This is a genomic window from Streptomyces sp. NPDC033178 (genome assembly GCF_055577685.1).
In genome coordinates, this window is sequence record NZ_JBVIPT010000021.1 from 118,562 (window position 1) to 140,439 (window position 21,878).

Annotated in this window: 16 protein-coding genes and 1 riboswitch; of the genes, 10 read left to right on the forward strand and 6 right to left on the reverse strand. The window is 71.0% G+C overall.

All coding sequences use genetic code 11. From position 1 onward, the window contains the following. Positions 1-244: 244 nt before the first annotated feature. The gene (locus ACZ5VQ_RS40025; protein WP_469109303.1) at positions 245-1,426 is read left to right on the forward strand and encodes a CobW family GTP-binding protein; all 1,182 of its coding nucleotides are present in this window, start codon (positions 245-247) and stop codon (positions 1,424-1,426) included. On the opposite strand, the gene ACZ5VQ_RS40030 is transcribed toward ACZ5VQ_RS40025, so the two are convergent. Next, positions 1,423-3,873, reverse strand: a complete 2,451-nt coding sequence (locus tag ACZ5VQ_RS40030) for a DNA gyrase/topoisomerase IV subunit A (protein WP_469109304.1) — start codon at positions 3,871-3,873, stop codon at positions 1,423-1,425. The two genes, ACZ5VQ_RS40025 and ACZ5VQ_RS40030, sit on opposite strands and share 4 nt — an antisense overlap. Before the next feature lie 373 nt (positions 3,874-4,246). Between ACZ5VQ_RS40030 and ACZ5VQ_RS40035 the strand changes: the two genes are divergently transcribed. The 4 genes from ACZ5VQ_RS40035 to ACZ5VQ_RS40050 all read left to right on the forward strand — a co-directional run bounded on the left by ACZ5VQ_RS40035 (position 4,247) and on the right by ACZ5VQ_RS40050 (position 9,194). After that, positions 4,247-5,608, forward strand: a complete 1,362-nt coding sequence (locus tag ACZ5VQ_RS40035; RefSeq protein ID WP_469109305.1) for a M16 family metallopeptidase — start codon at positions 4,247-4,249, stop codon at positions 5,606-5,608. Further along, positions 5,605-6,993: a M16 family metallopeptidase gene (locus ACZ5VQ_RS40040; RefSeq protein ID WP_469109306.1), complete on the forward strand. Its 1,389-nt coding sequence runs from the start codon at positions 5,605-5,607 to the stop codon at positions 6,991-6,993. The genes ACZ5VQ_RS40035 and ACZ5VQ_RS40040 overlap by 4 nt, the downstream gene beginning before the upstream one ends. Positions 6,994-7,230: 237 nt before the next feature. Beyond that, positions 7,231-7,391, forward strand: a riboswitch (cyclic di-AMP (ydaO/yuaA leader). A gap of 12 nt (positions 7,392-7,403) precedes the next feature. Further along, positions 7,404-8,177, forward strand: a complete 774-nt coding sequence (locus tag ACZ5VQ_RS40045) for a M23 family metallopeptidase (protein ID WP_469109307.1) — start codon at positions 7,404-7,406, stop codon at positions 8,175-8,177. 321 nt (positions 8,178-8,498) lie between these two features. Continuing rightward, positions 8,499-9,194 (forward strand): GntR family transcriptional regulator, encoded by a 696-nt coding sequence (locus ACZ5VQ_RS40050; RefSeq protein ID WP_200395457.1) that lies wholly within the window; start codon positions 8,499-8,501, stop codon positions 9,192-9,194. A gap of 334 nt (positions 9,195-9,528) precedes the next feature. On the opposite strand, the gene ACZ5VQ_RS40055 is transcribed toward ACZ5VQ_RS40050, so the two are convergent. Further along, the gene (locus tag ACZ5VQ_RS40055; protein WP_003981826.1) at positions 9,529-9,810 is read right to left on the reverse strand and encodes an HPr family phosphocarrier protein; all 282 of its coding nucleotides are present in this window, start codon (positions 9,808-9,810) and stop codon (positions 9,529-9,531) included. 289 nt (positions 9,811-10,099) lie between these two features. Here ACZ5VQ_RS40055 and ACZ5VQ_RS40060 point away from each other — a divergent pair, with 289 nt between their 5' ends. From ACZ5VQ_RS40060 to ACZ5VQ_RS40075, 4 genes are read left to right on the forward strand one after another with little or no spacing between them, the layout of a single operon-like run. Then, the gene (locus ACZ5VQ_RS40060; RefSeq protein WP_469109308.1) at positions 10,100-12,940 is read left to right on the forward strand and encodes a bifunctional acetate--CoA ligase family protein/GNAT family N-acetyltransferase; all 2,841 of its coding nucleotides are present in this window, start codon (positions 10,100-10,102) and stop codon (positions 12,938-12,940) included. A 41-nt stretch (positions 12,941-12,981) separates the two neighbouring features. Then, the gene (locus tag ACZ5VQ_RS40065) at positions 12,982-13,569 is read left to right on the forward strand and encodes a DUF5998 family protein (RefSeq protein ID WP_143638176.1); all 588 of its coding nucleotides are present in this window, start codon (positions 12,982-12,984) and stop codon (positions 13,567-13,569) included. Further along, complete coding sequence (locus tag ACZ5VQ_RS40070; protein WP_469109309.1) at positions 13,569-14,756, forward strand: alkaline phosphatase family protein; 1,188 nt, start codon at positions 13,569-13,571, stop codon at positions 14,754-14,756. The genes ACZ5VQ_RS40065 and ACZ5VQ_RS40070 overlap by 1 nt, the downstream gene beginning before the upstream one ends. Positions 14,757-14,808: 52 nt before the next feature. Continuing rightward, on the forward strand, positions 14,809-15,465 hold the full coding sequence (locus ACZ5VQ_RS40075; protein ID WP_362079430.1) for a thymidine kinase: 657 nt from the start codon (positions 14,809-14,811) through the stop codon (positions 15,463-15,465). Between the two features lie 98 nt (positions 15,466-15,563). Here ACZ5VQ_RS40075 and ACZ5VQ_RS40080 read toward each other — a convergent pair whose 3' ends face one another. Beyond that, positions 15,564-16,358: a VOC family protein gene (locus ACZ5VQ_RS40080; protein WP_362079433.1), complete on the reverse strand. Its 795-nt coding sequence runs from the start codon at positions 16,356-16,358 to the stop codon at positions 15,564-15,566. Between the two features lie 314 nt (positions 16,359-16,672). On the opposite strand from ACZ5VQ_RS40080, the gene ACZ5VQ_RS40085 reads away from it, so the two are divergent. Continuing rightward, on the forward strand, positions 16,673-17,500 hold the full coding sequence (locus ACZ5VQ_RS40085) for a sulfurtransferase (protein WP_469109310.1): 828 nt from the start codon (positions 16,673-16,675) through the stop codon (positions 17,498-17,500). A gap of 150 nt (positions 17,501-17,650) precedes the next feature. On the opposite strand, the gene sepH is transcribed toward ACZ5VQ_RS40085, so the two are convergent. From sepH to ACZ5VQ_RS40100, 3 genes are all read right to left on the reverse strand, one after another. Continuing rightward, positions 17,651-18,739: a septation protein SepH gene (gene sepH, locus ACZ5VQ_RS40090; RefSeq protein ID WP_469109311.1), complete on the reverse strand. Its 1,089-nt coding sequence runs from the start codon at positions 18,737-18,739 to the stop codon at positions 17,651-17,653. Positions 18,740-19,202: 463 nt separating this feature from the next. Beyond that, positions 19,203-20,522: a D-arabinono-1,4-lactone oxidase gene (locus tag ACZ5VQ_RS40095; RefSeq protein WP_469109312.1), complete on the reverse strand. Its 1,320-nt coding sequence runs from the start codon at positions 20,520-20,522 to the stop codon at positions 19,203-19,205. Continuing rightward, the gene (locus ACZ5VQ_RS40100; protein WP_469109313.1) at positions 20,482-21,720 is read right to left on the reverse strand and encodes an MFS transporter; all 1,239 of its coding nucleotides are present in this window, start codon (positions 21,718-21,720) and stop codon (positions 20,482-20,484) included. Before ACZ5VQ_RS40100 ends, ACZ5VQ_RS40095 begins: the two co-directional genes overlap by 41 nt. Positions 21,721-21,878: the final 158 nt, after the last annotated feature.

A 21,878-nucleotide genomic window follows, 5' to 3' on the forward strand; every position in this document is an offset into this window, starting at 1 on the left:
CGCGCTTGCCGTCTCCCAGGGTGCCGAGCGGCTCTGATCGGCAGGGAGGCGGAGAGGAGGCGCACGGAGGGAAGCGCGGGTCGCGCAACTCGGCGCCATGCCAGACGTGTGCCCCGCGAGCGCCGCTAACAATCGTTCACTTCGAGGGCTTTCCACCGGCTCGTATCCTGGGTCGGCATTCGTTTCCCGTCGTGAGAGCCGGTCCGTGAGCCGGTGCACGCATTGGTGTGAGAGAGGTCGCGCGTTGAGTCAGGCGAGCCCCCAGCAGATCCCGGTCATCGTCCTCGCCGGCTTTCTGGGGTCCGGCAAGACCACTCTGCTCAACCATCTCCTGCACCGCAGCGGAGGCAGTCGTATCGGGGCGATCGTCAATGATTTCGGTGCCATCGAGATCGATGCGATGGCCGTGGCGGGGGCGCTCGGGGACTCCACCGTCTCCCTGGGGAACGGGTGTCTGTGCTGTGCCGTGGACGCCAGTGAGCTCGACGTCTTCCTGGACCGGCTCACTCAGCCCTCCGCCCGGATCGACGTCATCGTCATCGAGGCGAGCGGGCTGGCCGAGCCCCAGGAACTGGTCAAGATGCTCCTGGCCAGCGAGAACCCGCGCATCGTCTACGGCGGGCTCGTGGAGGTCGTCGACGCCGCGGAGTTCGACGCGACCCGCCAGAAGCATCCCGAGATCGACCGGCACCTCGCCATCGCCGATCTGGTCGTCGTCAACAAGGCGGACCGCGCGACGGATCCCGACCGTGTGATGGCCCTCGTCCGGTCCCTGACCGACCGCGCCGCCGCCGTCGTGTCCGCCTCGTACGGACGGATCGACCCCGAGTTCCTCTTCGACCGCAGGCCCACGGAGGAGCGCATCGGGCAGCTCTCCTTCGACGACCTGCACCGGGACGAGGAGGGCGACGGCGGGCAGGATGGATCTCCTCAGCCCCACGGCCCCCATGGACCCCACGACCATCTCGACCCCCGCGGTCATCACGGCCATCCCGGCCACCTGCACTCCGCCTACGAGTCTCTCGCCATCACCTCCGAAGTGCCCCTCAGCCCCCGGCGGTTGATGGACTTCCTCGACAGCAGGCCCGAGGGTCTCTACCGGATCAAGGGGTACGTCGACTTCGGTGCCGCCGACCCCCGCAACCGGTACGCCGTGCACGCCGTCGGTCGTTTCCTGCGCTTCTACCCGGAGCCCTGGGCCCCGGGCGAGCGCCTCAGCCAGCTCGTCCTCATCGGCTCGGGCATCGACACCCTCGCCCTCGGCAAGGAGCTGGAGGCGTGCAAAGAGGACGCCCCACACGCCGACGAGCACAGCATGTGGGGCGTCCTCCGCTACGTACAGGAGCGGGAGGGGGAGACGGAGGTGGCGCAGGACCCGGACGGTCGGGCCGGGGGCGCCGACGTGCCGGGTGCCTACGACGTCTAGACCGGGCCCGCCACCACCGAAACCGTCTTCGCCAGTGAGACGCCCGAGCCGTCCCGGCGCGGGTCCATCTCGGGCAGCTCCGCGGGCGTCCCGTCCTTCTGCGCGGCCCGGGCCGGGGCGGGACCTGCCCACGCGAGGCTCAGACAGTCCTCGCCCTTCAGGAACCGCTGGCAGCGCACGCCACCCGTGGCACGGCCCTTGCGCGGGTACTGGTCGAAGGGCGTCAGCTTGGCCGTCGTCTGGACCGAGTCGTCCAGCGTGCCACGCGAGCCGGCCACAGTGAACACCACCGCGTCCACCGCCGGGTCCACCACTGTGAACGAGATCACCTTGGTGTTGTCCGTGAGCTTGATACCCGTCATACCGCCCGCGGGCCGGCCCTGCGGGCGGACCTGGGAGGCCTGGTAGCGCAGCAACTGGGCGTCGTCGGTGATGAAGACCAGGTCCTCCTCGCCGGTTCGCAGCTCGGCCGCGCCGACGATCCGGTCACCGTCCTTGAGCGTGATGACCTCCAGCTCCTCCTTGTTGGAGGGATAGTCGGGCACCACGCGCTTGACGACACCCTGCTGCGTGCCGAGGGCGAGCCCCGGTGACGACTCATCGAGCGTCGTCAGACAGACGATGTCCTCGTCGCCCTCCAGGGTCAGGAACTCCGAGACCGGCGCGCCCCCCGAGAGGTTGGGCGCCGCCGTGGTGTCCGGCAGCTGCGGGAGGTCGATGACGTTGATCCGCAGCAGCCGGCCGGCGGACGTGACCGCGCCGATCTCGCCCTGCGCGGTCGCCGGGACGGCGGAGAGGATCAGGTCGTGCTTGGCGCGCTTGCCGTCGCTCTCCCCGAAGGGGTCACCGTTGGCCGTACGCGCAAGGAGCTTCGTCGACGACAGGAGCACGCGGCACGGGTCGTCGGCCACCTGGAGCGGCACGGTCGTGGCGGCGGAACCGGCGGACTCCAGCAGGACCGTACGCCGCTCGGTGCCGAACTTCTTGGCCACCGCGGCCAGTTCGGACGACACGAGCTTGCGCAGCTCGGAGTCCGACTCCAGGATGCCGGTCAGCTCGTCGATCTCGCCGTTGAGCCGGTCGCGCTCGGTCTCCAGCTCGATGCGGTCGAACTTGGTGAGCCGGCGCAGCGGCGTGTCCAGGATGTACTGCGTCTGGATCTCGCTCAGCGAGAAGTGCTCGATCAGGCGCTGCTTGGCCTGGGCGGAGTTGTCGCTGGAGCGGATGAGACGGATGACCTCGTCGATGTCCAGCAGGGCGACGAGCAGGCCCTCGACCAGGTGCAGCCGGTCGCGCTTCTTGGTGCGGCGGAACTCGCTGCGGCGGCGCACGACCTCGAAGCGGTGGTCGAGGTACACCTCCAGGAGTTCCTTGAGGCCCAGCGTGAGCGGCTGGCCGTCCACCAGGGCCACGTTGTTGATGCCGAAGGACTCCTCCATGGGCGTCAGTTTGTAGAGCTGCTCCAGGACGGCCTCCGGCACGAAGCCGTTCTTGATCTCGATGACCAGGCGCAGGCCGTGCGCACGGTCGGTGAGGTCCTTGACGTCCGCGATGCCCTGCAGCTTCTTCGAGCCGACCAGGTCCTTGATCTTGGCGATCACCTTCTCCGGGCCGACCGTGAACGGCAGCTCGGTGACGACGATGCCCTTGCGGCGCGCCGTCACGTTCTCCACGGACACCGTCGCGCGGATCTTGAAGGTGCCGCGGCCCGTCTCGTACGCGTCCCTGATGCCGGTGAGGCCCACGATGCGGCCGCCCGTGGGCAGGTCGGGGCCCGGGACGTGCTTCATGAGCGTCTCGAGATCGGCGCCCGGGTGGCGGATCAGGTGACGGGCGGCGGCGATGACCTCGCCGAGGTTGTGCGGCGCCATGTTCGTCGCCATGCCGACCGCGATGCCCGACGAGCCGTTGACCAGGAGGTTCGGGTAGGCCGCCGGGAGGACCGACGGCTCCTGCTCCTGGCCGTCGTAGTTCGGGGAGAAGTCGACCGTGTTCTCGTCGATCGACTCCGTCATCAGGGACGTCGCGTCGGCCATCCGCGCCTCGGTGTACCGCATGGCGGCCGGCGGGTCGTCGTTGCCCAGTGAACCGAAGTTGCCGTGGCCGTCGACCAGGGGCAGGCGCATGGAGAAGGGCTGGGCCAGGCGGACCAGGGCGTCGTAGATCGACGCGTCGCCGTGGGGGTGGAGCTTACCCATGACCTCGCCGACGACGCGGGCGCACTTCACATAGCCGCGGTCGGGACGCAGGCCCATCTCGTTCATCTGGTAGACGATGCGGCGATGCACCGGCTTGAGGCCGTCGCGGGCGTCCGGCAGGGCTCGGGAGTAGATGACCGAGTACGCGTACTCGAGGAAGGAGCCCTGCATCTCGTCGACGACGTCGATGTCGAGGATGCGCTCCTCGAAGTCGTCTGGCGGCGGGGTCTTCGTGCTGCGGCGGGCCATCGCTGCTGCGACTCCTTCACAGTCTCTGCCGGGGCATGAACGGGTTCTGACGGGCTCCATTGTGGACCGGCCCACTGACAACGCGGACCACGACCCGTCCGTACGGGCCTCCCGAGCCGGTTGTCCGGCCGCCCCAACAGGCGTCGCGGGCCGCCTTTCCGGCCTTTTCCACAGGCCTCGGAAGCGGCGAGGCCGCGGGCCCGCACAGGGCTTCGGAGGCCGTGCGGCCGCACGAGCGTACGGGCTCCCGGCGCCGCCCGCGTGCTCGCTCTCGGCGTACGCGCCGCGGGAACTTCGCCAGCTGTCCGCGCGCTTGCATACAGTGGCACGACTAGCAGGAATTCAGCAGTTTTCCGCGATCGAAGGGACGTACATGCCCATGGGTCACACGGCCACAGCTGAGGCCGGTTCCGGCGGCCTGACAGCGACCGAGCACCGCCTGGCCAACGGCCTGCGTGTGGTGCTCTCCGAGGACCACCTGACCCCGGTCGCGGCGGTGTGCCTCTGGTACGACGTCGGTTCGCGCCACGAGGTCAAGGGCCGCACCGGACTTGCCCACCTCTTCGAGCACCTGATGTTCCAGGGCTCGGGGCAGGTGAAGGGCAACGGCCACTTCGAACTGGTGCAGGGCGCGGGCGGTTCGCTCAACGGCACGACCAGTTTCGAGCGCACCAACTACTTCGAGACCATGCCCACCCACCAGCTGGAGCTCGCTCTCTGGCTGGAGGCCGACCGCATGGGCTCGCTGCTCGCCGCGCTCGACGAAGAGTCCATGGAGAACCAGCGGGACGTCGTCAAGAACGAGCGCCGGCAGCGCTACGACAACGTCCCCTATGGCACCGCTTTCGAGAAGCTGACCGCCCTCGCCTACCCGGAGGGCCACCCTTACCACCACACCCCGATCGGGTCGATGGCGGACCTGGACGCGGCCACCCTGGAGGACGCGCGCGCGTTCTTCCGCACCTACTACGCGCCCAACAACGCCGTTCTCTCGATCGTCGGAGACATCGACCCGGAGCAGACGCTCGCCTGGGTCGAGAAGTACTTCGGCTCGATCGCGGGCCACGACGGCAAGCCCGCCCCGCGTGACGGCGCGCTGCCCGAGACCATCGGCGAGCAGCTGCGCGAGGTCGTCGAGGAGGAGGTCCCGGCCCGTGCGCTGATGGCCGCCTACCGGCTTCCGGAGGACGGCACGCGCGCGTGCGACGCGGCGGACCTGGCCCTGACCGTGCTCGGCGGCGGCGAGTCGTCCCGGCTCTACAACCGGCTCGTACGCCGTGACCGCACCGCCGTCGCGGCCGGGTTCGGCCTGCTGCGCCTCGCGGGAGCACCCTCCCTGGGGTGGCTCGACGTGAAGACGTCCGGCGACGTCGAGGTGCCGGTGATCGAGACCGCCGTCGACGAGGAGCTCGCCCGGTTCGCCGAGGAGGGCCCCACGGCCGAGGAAATGGACCGCGCCCAGGCCCAGTTGGAGCGCGAGTGGCTGGACCGCCTCGGTACGGTCGCGGGCCGCGCCGACGAACTGTGCCGGTACGCGGTGCTGTTCGGCGACCCGCAGCTCGCCCTGACGGCCGTCCAGCGCGTCCTCGACGTCACGGCCGAGGAGGTCCAGGAGGTCGCCAAGGCCCGTCTGCGCCCCGACAACCGCGCGGTGCTGGTCTACGAGCCGACCGTCGCCGAAGAGGCCCAAGAGACCGACGCCGCTGACGACACCGACGAGGAGGCGGCCAAGTGACCGAGCTCGCCACGATGGAATTCCACCCGCAGCCCCAGGCCGGCGAGGCCAGGCCCTGGGCCTTCCCGGCCCCCGAGCGAGGCGCGCTCGACAACGGCCTGACCCTGCTGCGCTGCCACCGCCCCGGCCAGCAGGTCGTCGCCGTCGAAATCCTCCTGGCGGCCCCGCTGGAGGCCGAGCCGCAGGGTCTGGACGGCATTGCCACGATCATGGCGCGTGCCTTCACCGAGGGAACCGACAAGCACTCCGCCGAGGAGTTCGCCGCCGAGCTGGAGCGCTGCGGCGCCACCCTCGACGCGCACGCCGACCACCCCGGCGTACGGATCAGCCTCGAAGTCCCCGTCTCCCGGCTCCCCAAGGCGCTCGGTCTGCTCGCCGACGCCCTCAGGGCACCCGCCTTCGAGGACAGCGAGATCGAGCGGCTGGTGCGCAACCGGCTCGACGAGATCCCGCACGAGACCGCCAATCCGGCCCGCCGCGCCGCCAAGGAGCTCTCCAGGCAGCTCTTCCCGGCGACCTCGCGCATGTCGCGGCCGCGCCAGGGCACCGAGGAGACGGTCACCGCGATCGACTCGGCGGGCGTCCGCGCCTTCTACGAGAAGCACGTCCGCCCCGCCACCGCGACCGCCGTGGTGGTCGGCGACCTCACCGGCGTCGACCTCGACGCGCTGCTCGGGGACACGCTCGGCGCCTGGACGGGATCGCAGGCCGATGCCCGCCCCATTCCGCCGGTGACCGCCGACGACACCGGCCGCGTGATCATCGTCGACCGTCCCGGAGCCGTCCAGACGCAGCTGCTCATCGGCCGCGTCGGCGCCGACCGGCACGACCGCGTGTGGCCCGCCCAGGTGCTCGGCACGTACTGCCTCGGCGGCACCCTCACCTCGCGCCTGGACCGCGTTCTGCGTGAGGAAAAGGGATACACCTACGGTGTGCGGGCGTTCGGCCAGGTGCTGCGCTCCGCGCCGGACGGGACGGGCGCCGCGATGCTCGCCATCAGCGGCTCCGTGGACACCCCGAACACCGGCCCGGCGCTCGACGACCTCTGGAAGGTGCTGCGCACCCTCGCGGCCGAGGGCCTCACCGACGCCGAGCGCGACATCGCCGTGCAGAACCTCGTGGGTGTGGCGCCGCTGAAGTACGAGACGGCCGCCGCCGTCGCGGGCACCCTCGCCGACCAGGTCGAGCAGTACCTGCCGGACGACTTCCAGGCGACGTTGTACCAACAGCTCGCCGCGACGGGCACCGTGGAGGCCACCGCGGCCGCCGTGAGCGCCTTCCCGGTGGACCGTCTGGTGACCGTCCTCGTCGGTGACGCCTCGCAGATCGAGGAGCCGGTCCGAGCCCTCGGAATCGGCGAAGTCAGCGTCGTGACAGCGGAGTAGAACGCGGAGTGGAACAGCGCCACTCCGTGGGAGAACCCAGGTGACTGAAGAGTCGCCTGGGTTCTCCTTTTGCCCGGACTTCGGCCCCGACCAGTGAGTTGTCCGTATTGGTAGGGAGGTTGCCTGTCTGCCCTGTGGCATGCGCTACAAAACCCTTGATCCGTTTGTTGATTGAAAGACGCCCCGCTTAGCGTCGGTCCGGCTGTTCGTCAGGCAGTGCGCCGCGCCCGCGGCACCGGACAGTCATCGCCGAGTCCCCGTACGGCGCGAGCCAGGGGAGCCGGGGACCCATATGTAGTCCCTGGGGTGAATCGGACGCCCTTCCCGAAGGGGGTCCGTAGGAGACCTTCCTGCTCCGAACCCGTCAGCTAACCCGGTAGGCGAGAAGGAAGGAAAGGACCAGCCACTTCATGGCGTTCACTCGCGCCGCCGGGAAGCACCGTCGTCCCAGCCGTATGAAGCGCACGACCAACCGGACCGTCGGCGTCGCCGCACTCGCCACCACCGGTGTCGTCGGCACCCTGGCTGCTCCCGCACTCGCCGCCGAGAGCCCGGCCGAGCAGACCCTGACCCAGGCGATCACCATCGGCGACTCGGTCGCCGACCAGATCGACGCCCAGGCCGCCGCCCAGCAGCAGGCCGCCGACGAGACCGCCGCCCGCGAGAAGGCCGAGGCCGCCGCCAAGGAGCGCGCCAAGGAAGCCGCGGAGAAGGCCAAGAAGGAGCGCGAGGTCAAGGCCCGAGCCGCCCGCGCGGCCGAGCGCGAGCGGCTGCTGAAGTCGTACACCGCGCCCATCTCCGGCTCGTACGTCTCCACCGGCTACAAGGCCGGTGGCGCCGTCTGGTCCTCCGGCAGCCACACCGGCATCGACTTCCACGCCGCCAGCGGCACCGCCGTGCACGCGGTGGGCGCCGGCACCGTCGTGGAGGCCGGCTGGGGCGGCTCGTACGGCAACGAGGTCGTCATCAAGATGAACGACGGCACCTACACGCAGTACGGGCACATGTCGTCCCTCGGTGTCTCGGTCGGCCAGACGGTCACCCCGGGCCAGCAGATAGGCCTCTCCGGGGCGACCGGCAACGTCACCGGTGCGCACCTGCACTTCGAGGCGCGGACGAGCGCGGAGTACGGTTCGGACATCGACCCGCTCGGATACCTGCGCCAGCACGGCGTGAACGTCTGACGGCTGGCGACAGCCCTCCCACGCGACGCCCTCCCGCGCGGACAGCCGCTCCACGCGGGAGCTCTCCCGCGCAGACACCTCTCCCGAAGGCCCCGGCTCACCGAGCCGGGGCCTTCGCGCGGTCCTGATCACTTCCTGATGGCTTCTCGACCACTTCCCGACCGACTTCGCACCGGACGACTGCCTGTTCAGAAGCGAGGTGTGTCCAAAAAATATCCACGGATTCCGGTCCGCCATCGGAATTTCCCGCTCTCTGCAATAGAGTCACCGAACAAGCGTCAATCGACCGCGTTTCGCGGGGGTTAAGGCGGAGGTCCGGTCATGCGTATTCCCGCGCACTCGGTATGCACGGCGATCCGTGACGACATCGTCGCGGGTGTCTACGAGCGCGGCGGCCGGCTCACCGAAGAACTGCTCGCGCGCCGGTACGGCGTCTCGCGGGTCCCCGTGCGGGAGGCTCTGCGCACGCTGGAGGCGGAGGGATTCGTCGTCACGCGCAGGCACGCGGGCGCGTGCGTCGCGGAACCCACCGAGCAGGAGGCCGCCGACCTCCTGGAGATGCGCATGCTGCTGGAGCCGCTGGGTGCCGCGCGCGCCGCCCAGCGCCGCACCGAGGCGCACCTCAAGGTGCTGCGCGGCCTGGTCAGGCTGGGCCAGGAGCGGGCCAGGAGGGGCAATAGCGAGGATCTGCGCTCGCTCGGCGGCTGGTTCCACGAGACGCTCGCACAGGCGTCTGGAAGCCCCGCGCTGACCTCCACGCTCGCCCAGTTGCGGCACAAGATCGCCTGGATGTATTCGGTCGAGGCGCCCGCCCACCCCGCCGAGTCCTGGGCCGAGCACGGCGCCATCGTGGACGCCGTCGCGCGCGGCGACAACGACCGGGCCAGGGCGATCACGGCGTTGCACACCGAGCGGGCGATGGCCGCGCACCGGCTGCGCTTTCCCGGCGGCGGTGACCGCGCGGAGCGTGTGAGGACTTCGCAACATCCCGTAAACACGGCGGGCCTGCGGCATTAACAGTGGCGCCGTATACAAAGAGAGTTATTCGCAGGGGTCTATTTCTGCTGCCCCTTTTTTTCACGTGCCGGGAATTTCCGCGGACGTGATTCCCGCATGCGCGGAACCGGATGAGCGGAACTCGGTGCGCGGGGCATGTGAAAAAGCCGGGACGGTGCCGACGGCGAGGCGGAAAGCCGCGCACCGGCGTGATGTACGGACAAAACGGCGGCGAGGTCACGGGAAACGGCGGTGTCAGGGGCGGGCAAAGCGCCGCTCGCCGCGCAGACGGAAACGGCGGAGCCGCGTCACCCGGTACAGGTGGACGCGGCTCCGCCGCACGTGGTCCGCGAGATCAGACGGTCTCGGGAAGCTCCTCAAGGCCCTCGGCGACCAGCTTCGCCAGGCGGTCGAGCGCGGCGTCCGCGCCCTCAGCGTCGGAGGCCAGGACGATTTCCTCGCCGCCCTGGGCGCCCAGGCCGAGAACCGCGAGCATCGAGGCGGCGTTGACGGGGTTGCCGTCGGCCTTGGCGATCGTCACGGGGACGCCGGAGGCCGTGGCGGCCCGGACGAAGATGGAGGCGGGACGGGCGTGAAGGCCCTCGGCCCAGCCGACGTTGACGCGGCGCTCAGCCATGTGATGCTGCCCTTCAGATGTCTCACGGTTGTCTAGACCATTGTTCCATATCGTGAAGCGTGCCCCGGGCGGGTGCGGATTCCGGGCCCGAGGCGGCTTCGGTCCCCCAAGACTGCCTCGCGCCCCTGCCGGACGCGAGCCCGCCGTCGCCGGGACGTGAACCGCTGGGGCGTGACCCCCTGGACCACGACCCCGGGACGCGTACCGGCACGTACCGACGCGCGCCCGGGACATGAACCCCCGCGACCAGGACCGGCCGTTGTCGGACCCGAGTCGTACTCTGGGGCCCATGCAGACCTCGCCGGACCGGCACGAGTACCCCGCTCACTGGGAGGCCGACGTCGTGCTGCGCGACGGCGGCACCGCGCGCATCCGGCCGATCACGGCCGACGACGCCGACCGCCTGGTCAGCTTCTACGAGCAGGTGTCCGACGAGTCGAAGTACTACCGCTTCTTCGCGCCGTATCCGCGCCTGTCCGCCAAGGACGTCCACCGCTTCACGCACCACGACTTTGTGGACCGGGTGGGACTCGCGGCCACGGTCGGCGGCGAGTTCATCGCCACCGTACGCTACGACCGCATCAACGCCGACGGCCTCCCCGCCTCGTCCCCCGCGGACGAGGCCGAGGTCGCCTTCCTCGTGCAGGACGCCCACCAGGGCCGCGGTGTGGCGTCGGCCCTGCTGGAGCACATCGCGGCCGTCGCCCGTGAGCGCGACATCCGCCGCTTCGCCGCCGAGGTGCTGCCCGCCAACAACAAGATGATCAAGGTGTTCACGGACGCCGGGTACCAGCAGAAGCGCCACTTCGAGGACGGCGTCGTACGCCTGGAGTTCGACCTGGAGCCCACCGACCGCTCGCTCGCCGTGCAGCGCGCGCGGGAGCAGCGGGCGGAGGGACGCTCCGTGGCCAGGCTCCTCGCGCCGGGCTCGGTCGCCGTCATCGGCGCGGGCCGCACACCCGGGGGAGTGGGCCGCAGTGTCCTGGAGAACCTCCGCGAAGCGGGCTTCACCGGGCGCCTGTACGCGGTGAACGGGGCCCTTCAGGAGAAGGAGCTCGGCGGAGTGCCGGCGTACAGCTCCGTCCGGGACATCCCCGAGCCCGTCGACCTCGCAGTCGTCGCCGTCCGGGCCGAGCGCGTCCCCGAAGTCGTCGCCGAGTGCGGTGAACACGGGGTGCAGGGGCTCGTCGTGGTCTCCGCGGGGTACGCCGAGAGCGGCCCCGAAGGCAGGGAGCGCCAACGCGAGCTCGTGCGCCAGGCGCGTACGTACGGGATGCGGATCATCGGACCGAACGCCTTCGGAGTCATCAACACCTCCCCCCAGGTGCGGCTCAACGCCTCGCTCGCACCGGAGATGCCGCGCGCCGGGCGGATCGGCCTCTTCGCGCAGTCTGGCGCCATCGGCATCGCGCTGCTGTCCCGGCTGCACCGGCGCGGCGGCGGGGTCACCGGCGTGACCGGCGTGTCGACGTTCGTCTCCTCGGGCAACCGCGCGGACGTGTCCGGCAACGACGTCCTTCAGTACTGGTACGAGGACCCCGACACCGATGTCGCCCTCATGTACCTCGAATCCATCGGGAACCCGAGGAAGTTCACCCGCCTCGCGCGGCGCACGGCGGCGGCGAAGCCGCTGGTCGTCGTCCAGGGCGCGCGCCACGGCGGGGCCGCGCCCCAAGGTCATGCCGTCCGGGCCACCCGGCTGCCGCACGCGACGGTGTCGGCGCTGCTCCGGCAGGCCGGCGTCATCCGGGTGGACACGATCACCGAGCTGGTCGACGCGGGCCTGCTCCTGGCGCGCCAGCCCCTGCCGACCGGGCCGCGGGTGGCGATCCTCGGGAACTCCGAGTCCCTCGGACTGCTGACGTACGACGCGTGCCTCGCCGAGGGTCTGCGACCGTTGCCCCCGGTGGACCTGACCACGGCCGCCTCGGCCGAGGACTTCCGCGCCGCGCTGACGCACGCGCTGGCCGACGACGCCTGCGACGCCGTCGTGGTCACCGCGATCCCGGCGGTGGGGGAGGCCTCCACTGCCGACGCCGCCCTGGCGGAGGCGCTGCGGTCGGCCTCCGCCGCCGCTCCCGCCAAGCCGGTCCTCGTGGTCCACGTCGAGCTGGGCGGCCTCGCGGAGGCGCTGTCCGCGGCCGCCAGCACCGCGCCCCAGGCGGCTCCCGCAGCGCTCCCGTTCTCGGGCAGCAACCACCCCGTCCGCCCGGCGGACCGCCCGCCGACGGTGGCGGAAGTCCCCGAGGCCGAGGCCGACTCCCGCCTCATCCCCGCCTACCCCGCCGCCGAGCGAGCCGTCCGCGCCCTCGCCGAGGCCGTGAGATACGGCCAGTGGCGGCGCGAGGCCGCCGACCCCGGTCGAGTCCCCGAGTACGAGGACATCGACGAGAGGGGCGCGGCCGAACAGATCGACGGACTGCTCGGTGACGGTGGCATGGGCGGCCTCACCCTCGGCCCCGAAGACACCTGCGCCCTGCTGGGGCGGTACGGCATCGACGTCCGCCGTGCCCTCCCCGCGCCCACGCCCGACGAGGCAGTCGCCGCCGCGGAGCGCCTCGGCTACCCCGTGGCGCTCAAGACCACCGCCCCCCACCTGCGCCACCGCGCCGACCTCGGCGGCGTACGGCTGGATCTGGCGGACGAGGAGCAACTGCGCCGGGCGTACGCCGAGTTGACCAGCCTCTTCGGGACGCCCGAGGAGCTGCGCCCGGTGGTCCAGGCGATGGCACCGCGCGGCGTCGACACGGTCGTACGGGCGGTCATCGACCCGGCGGCCGGAGCGGTGCTCTCCTTCGGGCTCGCCGGGGCCCCGTCGGAGCTGCTCGGAGACACCGCGCACCGACTGATTCCGGTCACCGACCGGGACACGGCCTCGCTGGTCCGGTCGATCCGGACCGCACCACTCCTCTTCGGCTGGCGGGGCTCCGCGCCTGCGGACACGGCGGCACTGGAGGAACTGCTGCTGCGCCTGTCACGCCTTGTCGACGACCACCCCGAGGTCGTCTCCGTGTCCCTGGAGCCCGTCGTCGTGGCCCCGCACGGGCTGAGCGCGCTCGGCGCCTCCGTACGGCTCGCGCCGCCGCCCGTCCGCGACGACCTCGGTCCGCGCACGCTTCCTGTGTACTGAGCGGTGCCTCGCAGTCAGTGCGCCCCCGTAGGATGGACGTCATGGCCAAGACCAGTACGACGACCCAGGGGCTGCGAGCGGCGATCGAGCGCAGCGGCTACTACCCGGCCCTCGTGGCCGAGGCTGTGGAGGCCGCTGTGGGCGGCGAGCCCATCCGGTCGTATCTGGTCCATCAGGAGACGACGTTCGACGCCAACGAGGTGCGTCGGCACGTGACGGTGCTCGTCCTCACGGGCAACCGTTTCATCGTGAGCCACACCGACGAACAGGCGGCGGACAGTACGTCCCCGACGCCGTACGCGACCACGTCGACCGAGTCCGTGAAGCTTGGCCGGATCTCGTCGGTGGTTCTCAGCCGGGTCGTCGCCAATCCGGAGAAGTACGTTCCGGGGACGCTGCCCCGCGAGGTCGTCCTCACCATCGGCTGGGGCGCGGTCGCCCGTATCGACCTGGAGCCGGCCGCCTGCGGCGACCCCAACTGCGAGGCGGACCACGGGTACACGGGCAGTTCGACGGCCGACGACCTGAGCCTGCGCGTCAGCGAGGCCGGAGACGGCCCGGACGCCGTGCGGCAGACGCTCGCCTTCGCGCAGTCGCTCTCCGAGGCGACCGCGGACGTCACCCGCTGATGTCCCAGCAAGTCTGGGACCACCCGGAACCACTCTCCCTCGACTCCGCTCCCGTACCCGAGTACGGGGCCGGTTCGCTCGCCGACCTGCTGCCCACCCTGGCCGCGGGCATGGACGTCCCGGACGTCACCGCCTCGCTCACAGAACTGAGCCCGGCCGACCGGAACTGCGTCTTCCTGATCGACGGCCTCGGCTGGGAGCAGCTGAAGACGCATCCGGACGAGGCCCCGTTCATGACCTCCCTCCTGGGCAGCTCGCGCGGCGGCACCGGCCGCCCGATCACAGCGGGCTACCCCGCGACCACCGCGACCTCCCTGGCCTCGGTCGGTACGGGCCTGCCGCCGGGCGCGCACGGCCTGCCCGGCTACACCGCGCGCAACCCGGAGACTGGCGAGCTGATGAACCAGCTCCGCTGGCAGCCGTGGACGCAGCCGGGCAAGTGGCAGCCGTACCCCACCGTGTTCCAGCTGGCCGACGCGGCGGGTGTGCACACGGCCCAGGTCTCGTCCCCGCACTTCCAGAACACCCCGCTGACCAAGGTCGCCCTCAGCGGCGGCACCTTCCACGGGCGGCTCACCGGCGAGGACCGTATGGACCTCGCGGCCGAGCAACTGGCCGCCGGTGACCGCTCGCTGGTCTACACGTACTACGCGGAGGTCGACGGCAAGGGCCACCGCTTCGGCGTCGACTCGGACCCCTGGCGCGGACAACTCATGTACGTGGACCGGCTGGTCCAGCGCCTGGCCGAGCAACTGCCCCCGCGCACCGCCCTGTACGTGACGGCGGACCACGGCATGATCGACATCCCCTTCGACGAGCAGCACCGCATCGACTTCGACGAGGACTGGGAGCTGCGCGCCGGAGTCGCCCTTCTCGGCGGCGAGGGCCGCGCCCGGCACGTCTACGCGGTCCCGGGCGCAGAGTCGGACGTCCTGACCTGCTGGCGCGAGGTGCTCGGCGAGCAGTTCTGGGTGGCCTCGCGGGACGAGGCGATCGCGGCGGGCTGGTTCGGCCCGCACATCGACGAGCGGGTGTACGCGCGCATCGGTGACGTGGTCGCGGCCGCCCGCGACGACGTGCTGATCATCGCGTCCGAGCGGGAGCCGAAGGAGTCGGCGATGGTCGGCAACCACGGCTCGATGACACCGGTCGAGCAGCACATCCCGCTCCTGGAAGTACGTTCCTGACCCTCCCCGCCCGCCCAGCGATCCCCTCATGCCGAAAGGTGCTCAACTCCCCATGCCCGAGCTGGTGTTCTTCTCCGGAACCATGGACTGCGGGAAGTCGACACTGGCTCTCCAGATCGAGCACAACCGCTCGGCCCGCGGCCTGCAGGGCATGATCTTCACCCGCGACGACCGCGCGGGCGAGGGCAAGCTGTCCTCCCGCCTCGGCCTGGTCACGGACGCGGTGGAGGTCGAGGACGACCAGGACGTGTACGCGTACGTCGTCGACCACCTCTCGCGGGGCGGCCGCGCGGACTACGTCATCGCGGACGAGGCGCAGTTCCTCGCACCCGAGCAGATCGACCAACTCGCCCGGGTGGTCGACGACCTGGGCATCGACGTCTTCGCCTTCGGCATCACGACGGACTTTCGCTCCAAGCTCTTCCCCGGCTCCCAGCGCCTCGTCGAACTCGCCGACCGGGTCGAGGTCCTCCAGGTCGAGGCCCTCTGCTGGTGCGGCGCCCGCGCCACCCACAACGCTCGCACCATAGGCGGCCACATGGTCGTCGAGGGCGCCCAGGTCGTCGTCGGTGACGTCGACCAGTCGGAGGACATCGGCTACGAGGTCCTGTGCCGCCGGCATCACAGCCGACGGACGACCGCCGCCAGCGCCCGCGCGGGCGTGCTCTCCCCGGACGTGCTGCCGGTGGACGCGGTGTCCCGGACCTGAGGGGCCAGTCTGCCCGTGGAGGGCCTGTCTGCCCGTGGAGGGCGGCCTGTCTGCCCGTGAGGGGGCCGCCCGGCCCCGAAGGAGCGCCGGAGCTCTCCTCAGTGAGTCGTCCGCACCACCGAGAACACCGCCCCCTCCGGGTCCGCCACCGTGGCGATACGGCCGTGCGGGGCGTCACGGGCCGGCTTGAGGACATGGCCGCCCAGGTCGAGCAGATGGGCGAGCGACGCGTCCACGTCCGCGACCTCGAAGTACGTCATCCAATGGGGTCCCCGGTCGCGAGGCAGGGAGTTGCCGACGCCGTGGATGCCCGCCACCGGGCGCCCCTTGATGTACAGGGTGATGTAGTCGAAGTCGGCGGAGACGACAGGCTCCTCCTCGAAACCGAAGACCGTCTCGTAGAACTTGGCGACGCCGGAGGAGTCGCGGGTCATCAGCTCGTTCCAGGTGGGGGTGCCCGGGACGCCGGTGATGCCCGTGCCGAGGTGGGCCGCGGCCTGCCAGACGCCGAACACGGCGCCCGCCGGGTCCGAGGCGATCGCCAGCCGCCCGGCGTCCTCCGCGTCGAGCGGGCCGACCCCGACCGTGCCGCCGCAGTGCCGGACCGTCTCCGCCGTCAGATCGACGTCGTCCGAGGCGAAGTAGGGCGTCCAGGCGATGGGCAGATGACGGTCGGGCGGGAGCTGGCCGATACCCGCCACCTCCTGGCCGTCGAGCTGCGCCCGCACGTACGAGCCGAGGTGCTGCGGGCCGGGCTGGAACTCCCAGCCGAACAGATCCCCGTAGAACTCCTGGGTCGCGGCCATCCCGTGCACCATCAGGCTCACCCAGCAGGGTGTGCCGGGCGTGTGCGCAGTGCCGTTCAGGTCGGCCGACCCCCGTGCCTCGGTCATCGTCACCCTCTCCTCGGCGCCTCGTGGGGCCGCTTCACTTCCACTACCGAACCGCGTGTTCCGCCGCCGTGCGCTTTCCGCGCCCGGTGCCGATGTTCGCACCACCAGGGACACGGCGCGCCCCGGCCGGATGGCCCATGGCGGGAGGATGCCCGAATTGCTGGTTCCCATCCGTTTCCCCGCCATTGCCTGCTGATGTCCATCAGGCATACAGCGTGTGGCCGGGCCCGCACGCCGAGTGGTCGGGGCGGCCCGGCCGAGCAGAGTAGCCGGACCTGGACGATGCGGCCACCCCGTGCGCAAGGATGGTGGCCATGAACGCCATCATCTCCGCACCCGAACTCGCGAGCGACCTGGCGGGTCCGAATCCGCCGGTCGTCCTGGACATCCGCTGGCAGCTGGGCGGCCCGAACCTGCGCTCCGCCTACGAGGAGGCGCACATTCCGGGGGCCGTCTACGTGGACCTGGACTCGGAACTCGCCGCCCCCGCCGGGGCGGCGGGCCGTCATCCGCTGCCCGACATGGAGGTCTTCGGAGCGGCCGTGCGGGCGGCCGGAGTGTCCGAGAACCGGGATGTGGTCGTGTACGACGGAGGGCTCGGCTGGGCCGCCGCGCGCGCCTGGTGGCTGCTGCGCTGGACGGGTCATCCGTCGGTGCGTGTGCTTGACGGCGGCCTCGCCGCCTGGAGCGGCCCGGTCGAGTCCGGCAGCCCGTCGCCCTCCGCCGGCACCTTCGTACCGGCCCCCGGCGCACTGTCCCTCCTCGACGCCGACGGCGCCGCGGCGCTGGCCCGCACCGGTCTGCTCCTGGACGCCCGGGCCGCCGAGCGCTACCGGGGCGACGTCGAGCCCATCGACCGCGTCGGCGGGCACATCCCCGGGGCGGTCTCCGCCCCCACCACGGAGAACGTGGCCGAATCCGGCCACTTCCGCCCCGCCGCGGACCTCGCCGACCACTTCAAGTCGCTGGGCGCGACCGGCACTTCCGAGGTCGGCGTCTACTGCGGCTCGGGCGTCTCCGGCGCGCACGAGGTCCTCGCGCTGACGGTCGCGGGCATCCCGGCCGCGCTGTACGTGGGTTCCTGGTCGGAGTGGTCCCAGGACGACAAGCGCCCGGTGGCCACGGGACCGGACCCGCAGTAGCCGCGGCAGCTCCACGGACGCGTCCGGCACGGCCTCGGCGGAAGCAGCGGCGCCGGCTGCGGCTGTGGCGGTAGGCGTCCGTGAGGAAGAACGGCGCACGGCAGCGGAAAGGGCTCGCACCAAGGTGGTGCGAGCCCTTTCCGGCATGTCCTAGTCCTGCTTCTTCCTGCGTGTCCCGAAGACGATCTCGTCCCAGCTCGGTACGGCCGCTCTGCGTCCGGGACGGACCCCGTCCGCCTCGGCCTGCCGGTCGGTCGCACCGATCAGCCGGTCGCGGTGACTGGCCACCGAGCGCGGCATGAGCACGTCCGCGTACGCGGAACCGGCCGAGGCCGCGGGAGCCGGGGGCTCCTCCGCCTCGGGCTCCGCGTCGAGCGGTTCCTCCGCCTCGGGACGCTCCGTGGTGGAGGTGGTCGAGGCGGCGGGAACGGGAGCGGTCGACGGACGCTCGGGCACCACCATGTCGCCGCGGAAGCTGGGCACCGCCTCCAGGAGACTGGTGAGCGAGTCGCGCTCGCTCGCGGTCTCCTCCAGGTCCGGCTCGGGCGACGGCGAGGGCAGGCTCGGCCGCTCCGTCTGCCGGTCCAGGGCACGGTCCATCGGACGGTCGCGCGGCAGCCGGGCGATGCGCGGCACGAACGGGAAGCTGGGCTCGGCCGCGGCGAGGTCGTCGGACTCGCCGATCAGCGAGCGCGCCTCGTCGTCCACGGCCTGTACGAGCCGCCGGGGCGGGTCGTACGTCCAGCTCGCCGAGTGCGGTTCGCCCGCCACCCGGTAGACCAGCAGGACCTCCCAGGTGCCGTCGTCACGGCGCCAGGAGTCCCACTGGACGGTCTCCTTGTCGGCACCGCGCAGCGTAAGCCGCTCCTGCACCGCCTCGCCGAGTTGGGGACCGGTGGTTTCGCCTGGGCGGCGGACAGGGGTCTTCCGGGCACGCTCCGCCATGAAGGCACGCTCGGCGAGCACGGGTCCCTCGAAGCGACGCACCCGGTCGACGGGGATACCGGCGAGCGATGCGACCTCTTCGGCGGACGCTCCCGCACGTATACGTGCCTGGATGTCTCGGGGGCGGAGATGGCTCTCCACCTCGATCTCGATCTGGCCGAGGCGGGGACGGTCGCCGCGTACGGCGGCGCGCAGACGCTCATCGATCGGAAGCGTGTACTCCGTGCTGTCCGCAGCCTTCAGCACCAGCCGTGTGCCGTCGTTAGAGACGGCCACGACACGCAGTTCGGGCATGGGGACCTCCCGGGTGGTGCCTGCCGACGTCACGTGCGTCGCTGCTTCCGCTAGTCGAGTGTGGCCTGCCCGGGTGCAGCCTGCCACAACCTTGCCGAGTTGCCCGGCGTGTCGGGCGGTGGCCCGGGATCGCCGTTATGGCACGGTTACCTATTCGCAACGCTAAGTGACGAACTCCATCACCCTGTGCAACGAGCCCCCTCCCGGCGGTCCTGGAAGGCCCCGGACGCCCTGGCGAGTGTCCGGACCCAGGGCTCGCAACAGTACTCCATTCGGGCCACTTGCGTGGATCGGCACGCCGCCGAACTTCTGTCCGGGGGCGGGAGTTGGCCACCCGGGGCGACGTTCCGGTGACCATGGCGCGTGGCGCGCTTCACGGAATCACCGCAAACGGAACTAATCGTTTCGCCTGTACGTCCTCTTCTCGCGCGGGCGTCTCGAAGCCTCGTGCAAACGTCCGTGTCTACTCGCCCAGCACCCGGCGCAAGTAGTCGTTCCCGAACCGCCGTTCAGGGTCGAGCCGGTCCCGCAGCTCGGTGAACTCTCCGAAGCGCGGGTAGACATCGGCGAAGTACTCCGCGTCGCGCGTGTGCACCTTGCCCCAGTGCGGCCGCCCGTCGTGCGCGGTGAAGATCCGCTCGGCGGCGCTGAAGTACGCCTGGTACGGCGTGCCCCGGAACATGTGGACGGCGATGTACGCGGTGTCCCGGCCGGACGCGGTGGAGAGCGTGATGTCGTCCGCGGGCGCCGTACGCACCTCCACCGGGAAACTGATGCGCAGGGGCGAACGGTCGACCATGGCCTTCAGTTCGCGCAGCGTCTCGACGAGGGCCGCGCGCGGAACGGCGAACTCCATCTCCGTGAAGCGGACCCGGCGCGGGGAAGTGAAGACCTTGTAGGGAATGTCGGTGTAGGTGCGAGCGGACAGGGCGCGGCTGGAGATCCTGGCGATCGAGGGGATCGTGGCGGGCACGGCCCGGCCCACGTAATTGGCCACCTGGAAGACGCCGTTGGAGAGGAACTCGTCCTCGAAGAGGCCGCGGACTGTTCCGACCGGTCTCTCCGGGCCCGCGCTGCGGTTGTTGCGCTTGGTGTTGCAGTTGCCGGTGTGCGGGAACCAGTAGAACTCGAAGTGCTCGTTCTCCGTGAACAGTTCGTCGAAGGAACCCGTCACCTCGTCGAAACTCATCGGCTCCTCACGGGCCGTGAGAAGAAAAGTGGGCTCTACGGAGAAGGTGATCGCGGTGATGATCCCCAGGGCGCCGATCCCGACGCGGGCCGCCGCGAACACCTCGGGGTTCTCTTTCTCCGAGCAGCTGAGGACCGAGCCGTCGGCGGTCACCAGCTCGAGGCCCGTGATCTGGGCGGCTATCGAGGCGGAGTCGCGGCCGGTGCCGTGCGTCCCGGTGCTGACCGCTCCCGAGACCGTCTGCTCCATGATGTCGCCCATGTTCGTGAGCGACAGTCCCTCGCGCGCTAGAGCCAGGTTGAGACGCTTGAGCGGGGTGCCCGCCTCAACAGTGACGGTGCCTGCCTCACGATCAACCTTGCGGATCCCGGTCAACAGTTGAGGGCGGATCAACACACCGTCGGTGGCGGCGGCCGCGGTGAAGGAGTGGCCGGTGCCGACGGCCTTCACCCTGAGCCCGTCCTCCGCGGCCTGGCGCACGGCGGCGGAGAGTTCCTCGACGGAGGCCGGAGTGACCTCCCGGGCCGGCCGGGCGGTGACGTTCCCCGCCCAGTTACGCCAGGTGCCGCTCTTCCCGCTCACTGTGCTGTTCATGGGTCCCCTCCCGCTGCGGAACCGGCCTGCAGAGCCGGCGATACCCCAGGAATCCCACCGCGACCGCGACGGCTCCGGCCGCGACCGGAACCCCGTACCCGGCCCGCGCCCCGGCCGTGTCGATCACCCAGCCGGACAGGGAGGAGCCGAGCGCGACCCCGACCATGAGCCCGGTGCTCACCCACGTCATGCCTTCGGTCAGTTTCGCGCGAGGTACGTGCAGTTCGACGAGGGCCATCGTCGTGATCATCGTCGGCGCGATGGAGAGGCCCGCAACGAACAGCGCCACGGCCAGGAACGGCAAGTTTCCGACCAGTAGGAGGGGGATCATACTCACGGCCATGGTGCATACGCCCAGCAGCCACCTGCGGGCGGGCGCTCCGCCGAGGCGCAGGAGCCCGAACACGGCCCCCGCCAGACAGGAGCCCGCCGCGTACACGGCCAGGACGACGCTGGCGGCCCCCTTGTGGCCCTGTTCGTCGGCGAACGCGACGGTGACCACGTCGACCGCCCCGAAGATCGCCCCCGTCGCCACGAAGGTGGCCACCAGGACCTGCAGTCCGGCCGAGCGCAGGGCCGAGCCGCCCGTGTGGTGCTCGCGCGGATGCGGCGGGGGCTCGGTGGCGCGCTGGGAGGTCAGCCAGAAGACGCCGGCCGCCAGGAAGCAGGCAGCGAGCAGCGGCCCCGCCTCCGGGAACCAGACCGTGGACAGACCGATGGAGAAGATCGGTCCGAAGATGAAGCAGATCTCGTCGACGACGGACTCGAACGCGTACGCGGTGTGCAGCTGGGGCTTGCCCCGGAACAGGTACGCCCAACGCGCCCGGGTCATCGCGCCGATGCTCGGTACGCAGCCGATGCCGGCCGAGCAGAGGAACAGCACCCAGTCCGGCCAGTCGAAGTGCGCGGCCAGCAGCAGCCCGGCGGACGCGGCGAGCGCGAACAGCGTGGCGGGGCGCAGCACGCGCCGCTGCCCGTGCCGGTCCACCAGGCGGGATATCTGGGGGCCGAACACCGCGGCGGACAGCGCCATGGTCGCCGAGAGCGCGCCCGCGAGCCCGTATCGCCCGGTGAGCTGCGAGATCATCGTGACCACGCCGATGCCCATCATCGACAGCGGCATCCGGCCGAGGAGACCCGCGGTGGTGAAGCCCTTGGAGCCGGGGGCGGCGAACAGGGCGCGGTAGGGGCTGGGCACGGGGGTCTCCGGGAGCGGTCCGGTAAGGCGTGAATGTGGCTGATACAGCTTACGAGTCAGGTGACCCTAACTCATATGCGGATGTCGGCCATCACTCCGTCCGCGCGCTGTCCGGCACCCCGCCGTTGTCCGGCTGTCGGAGCCGGATGGCAGGATCG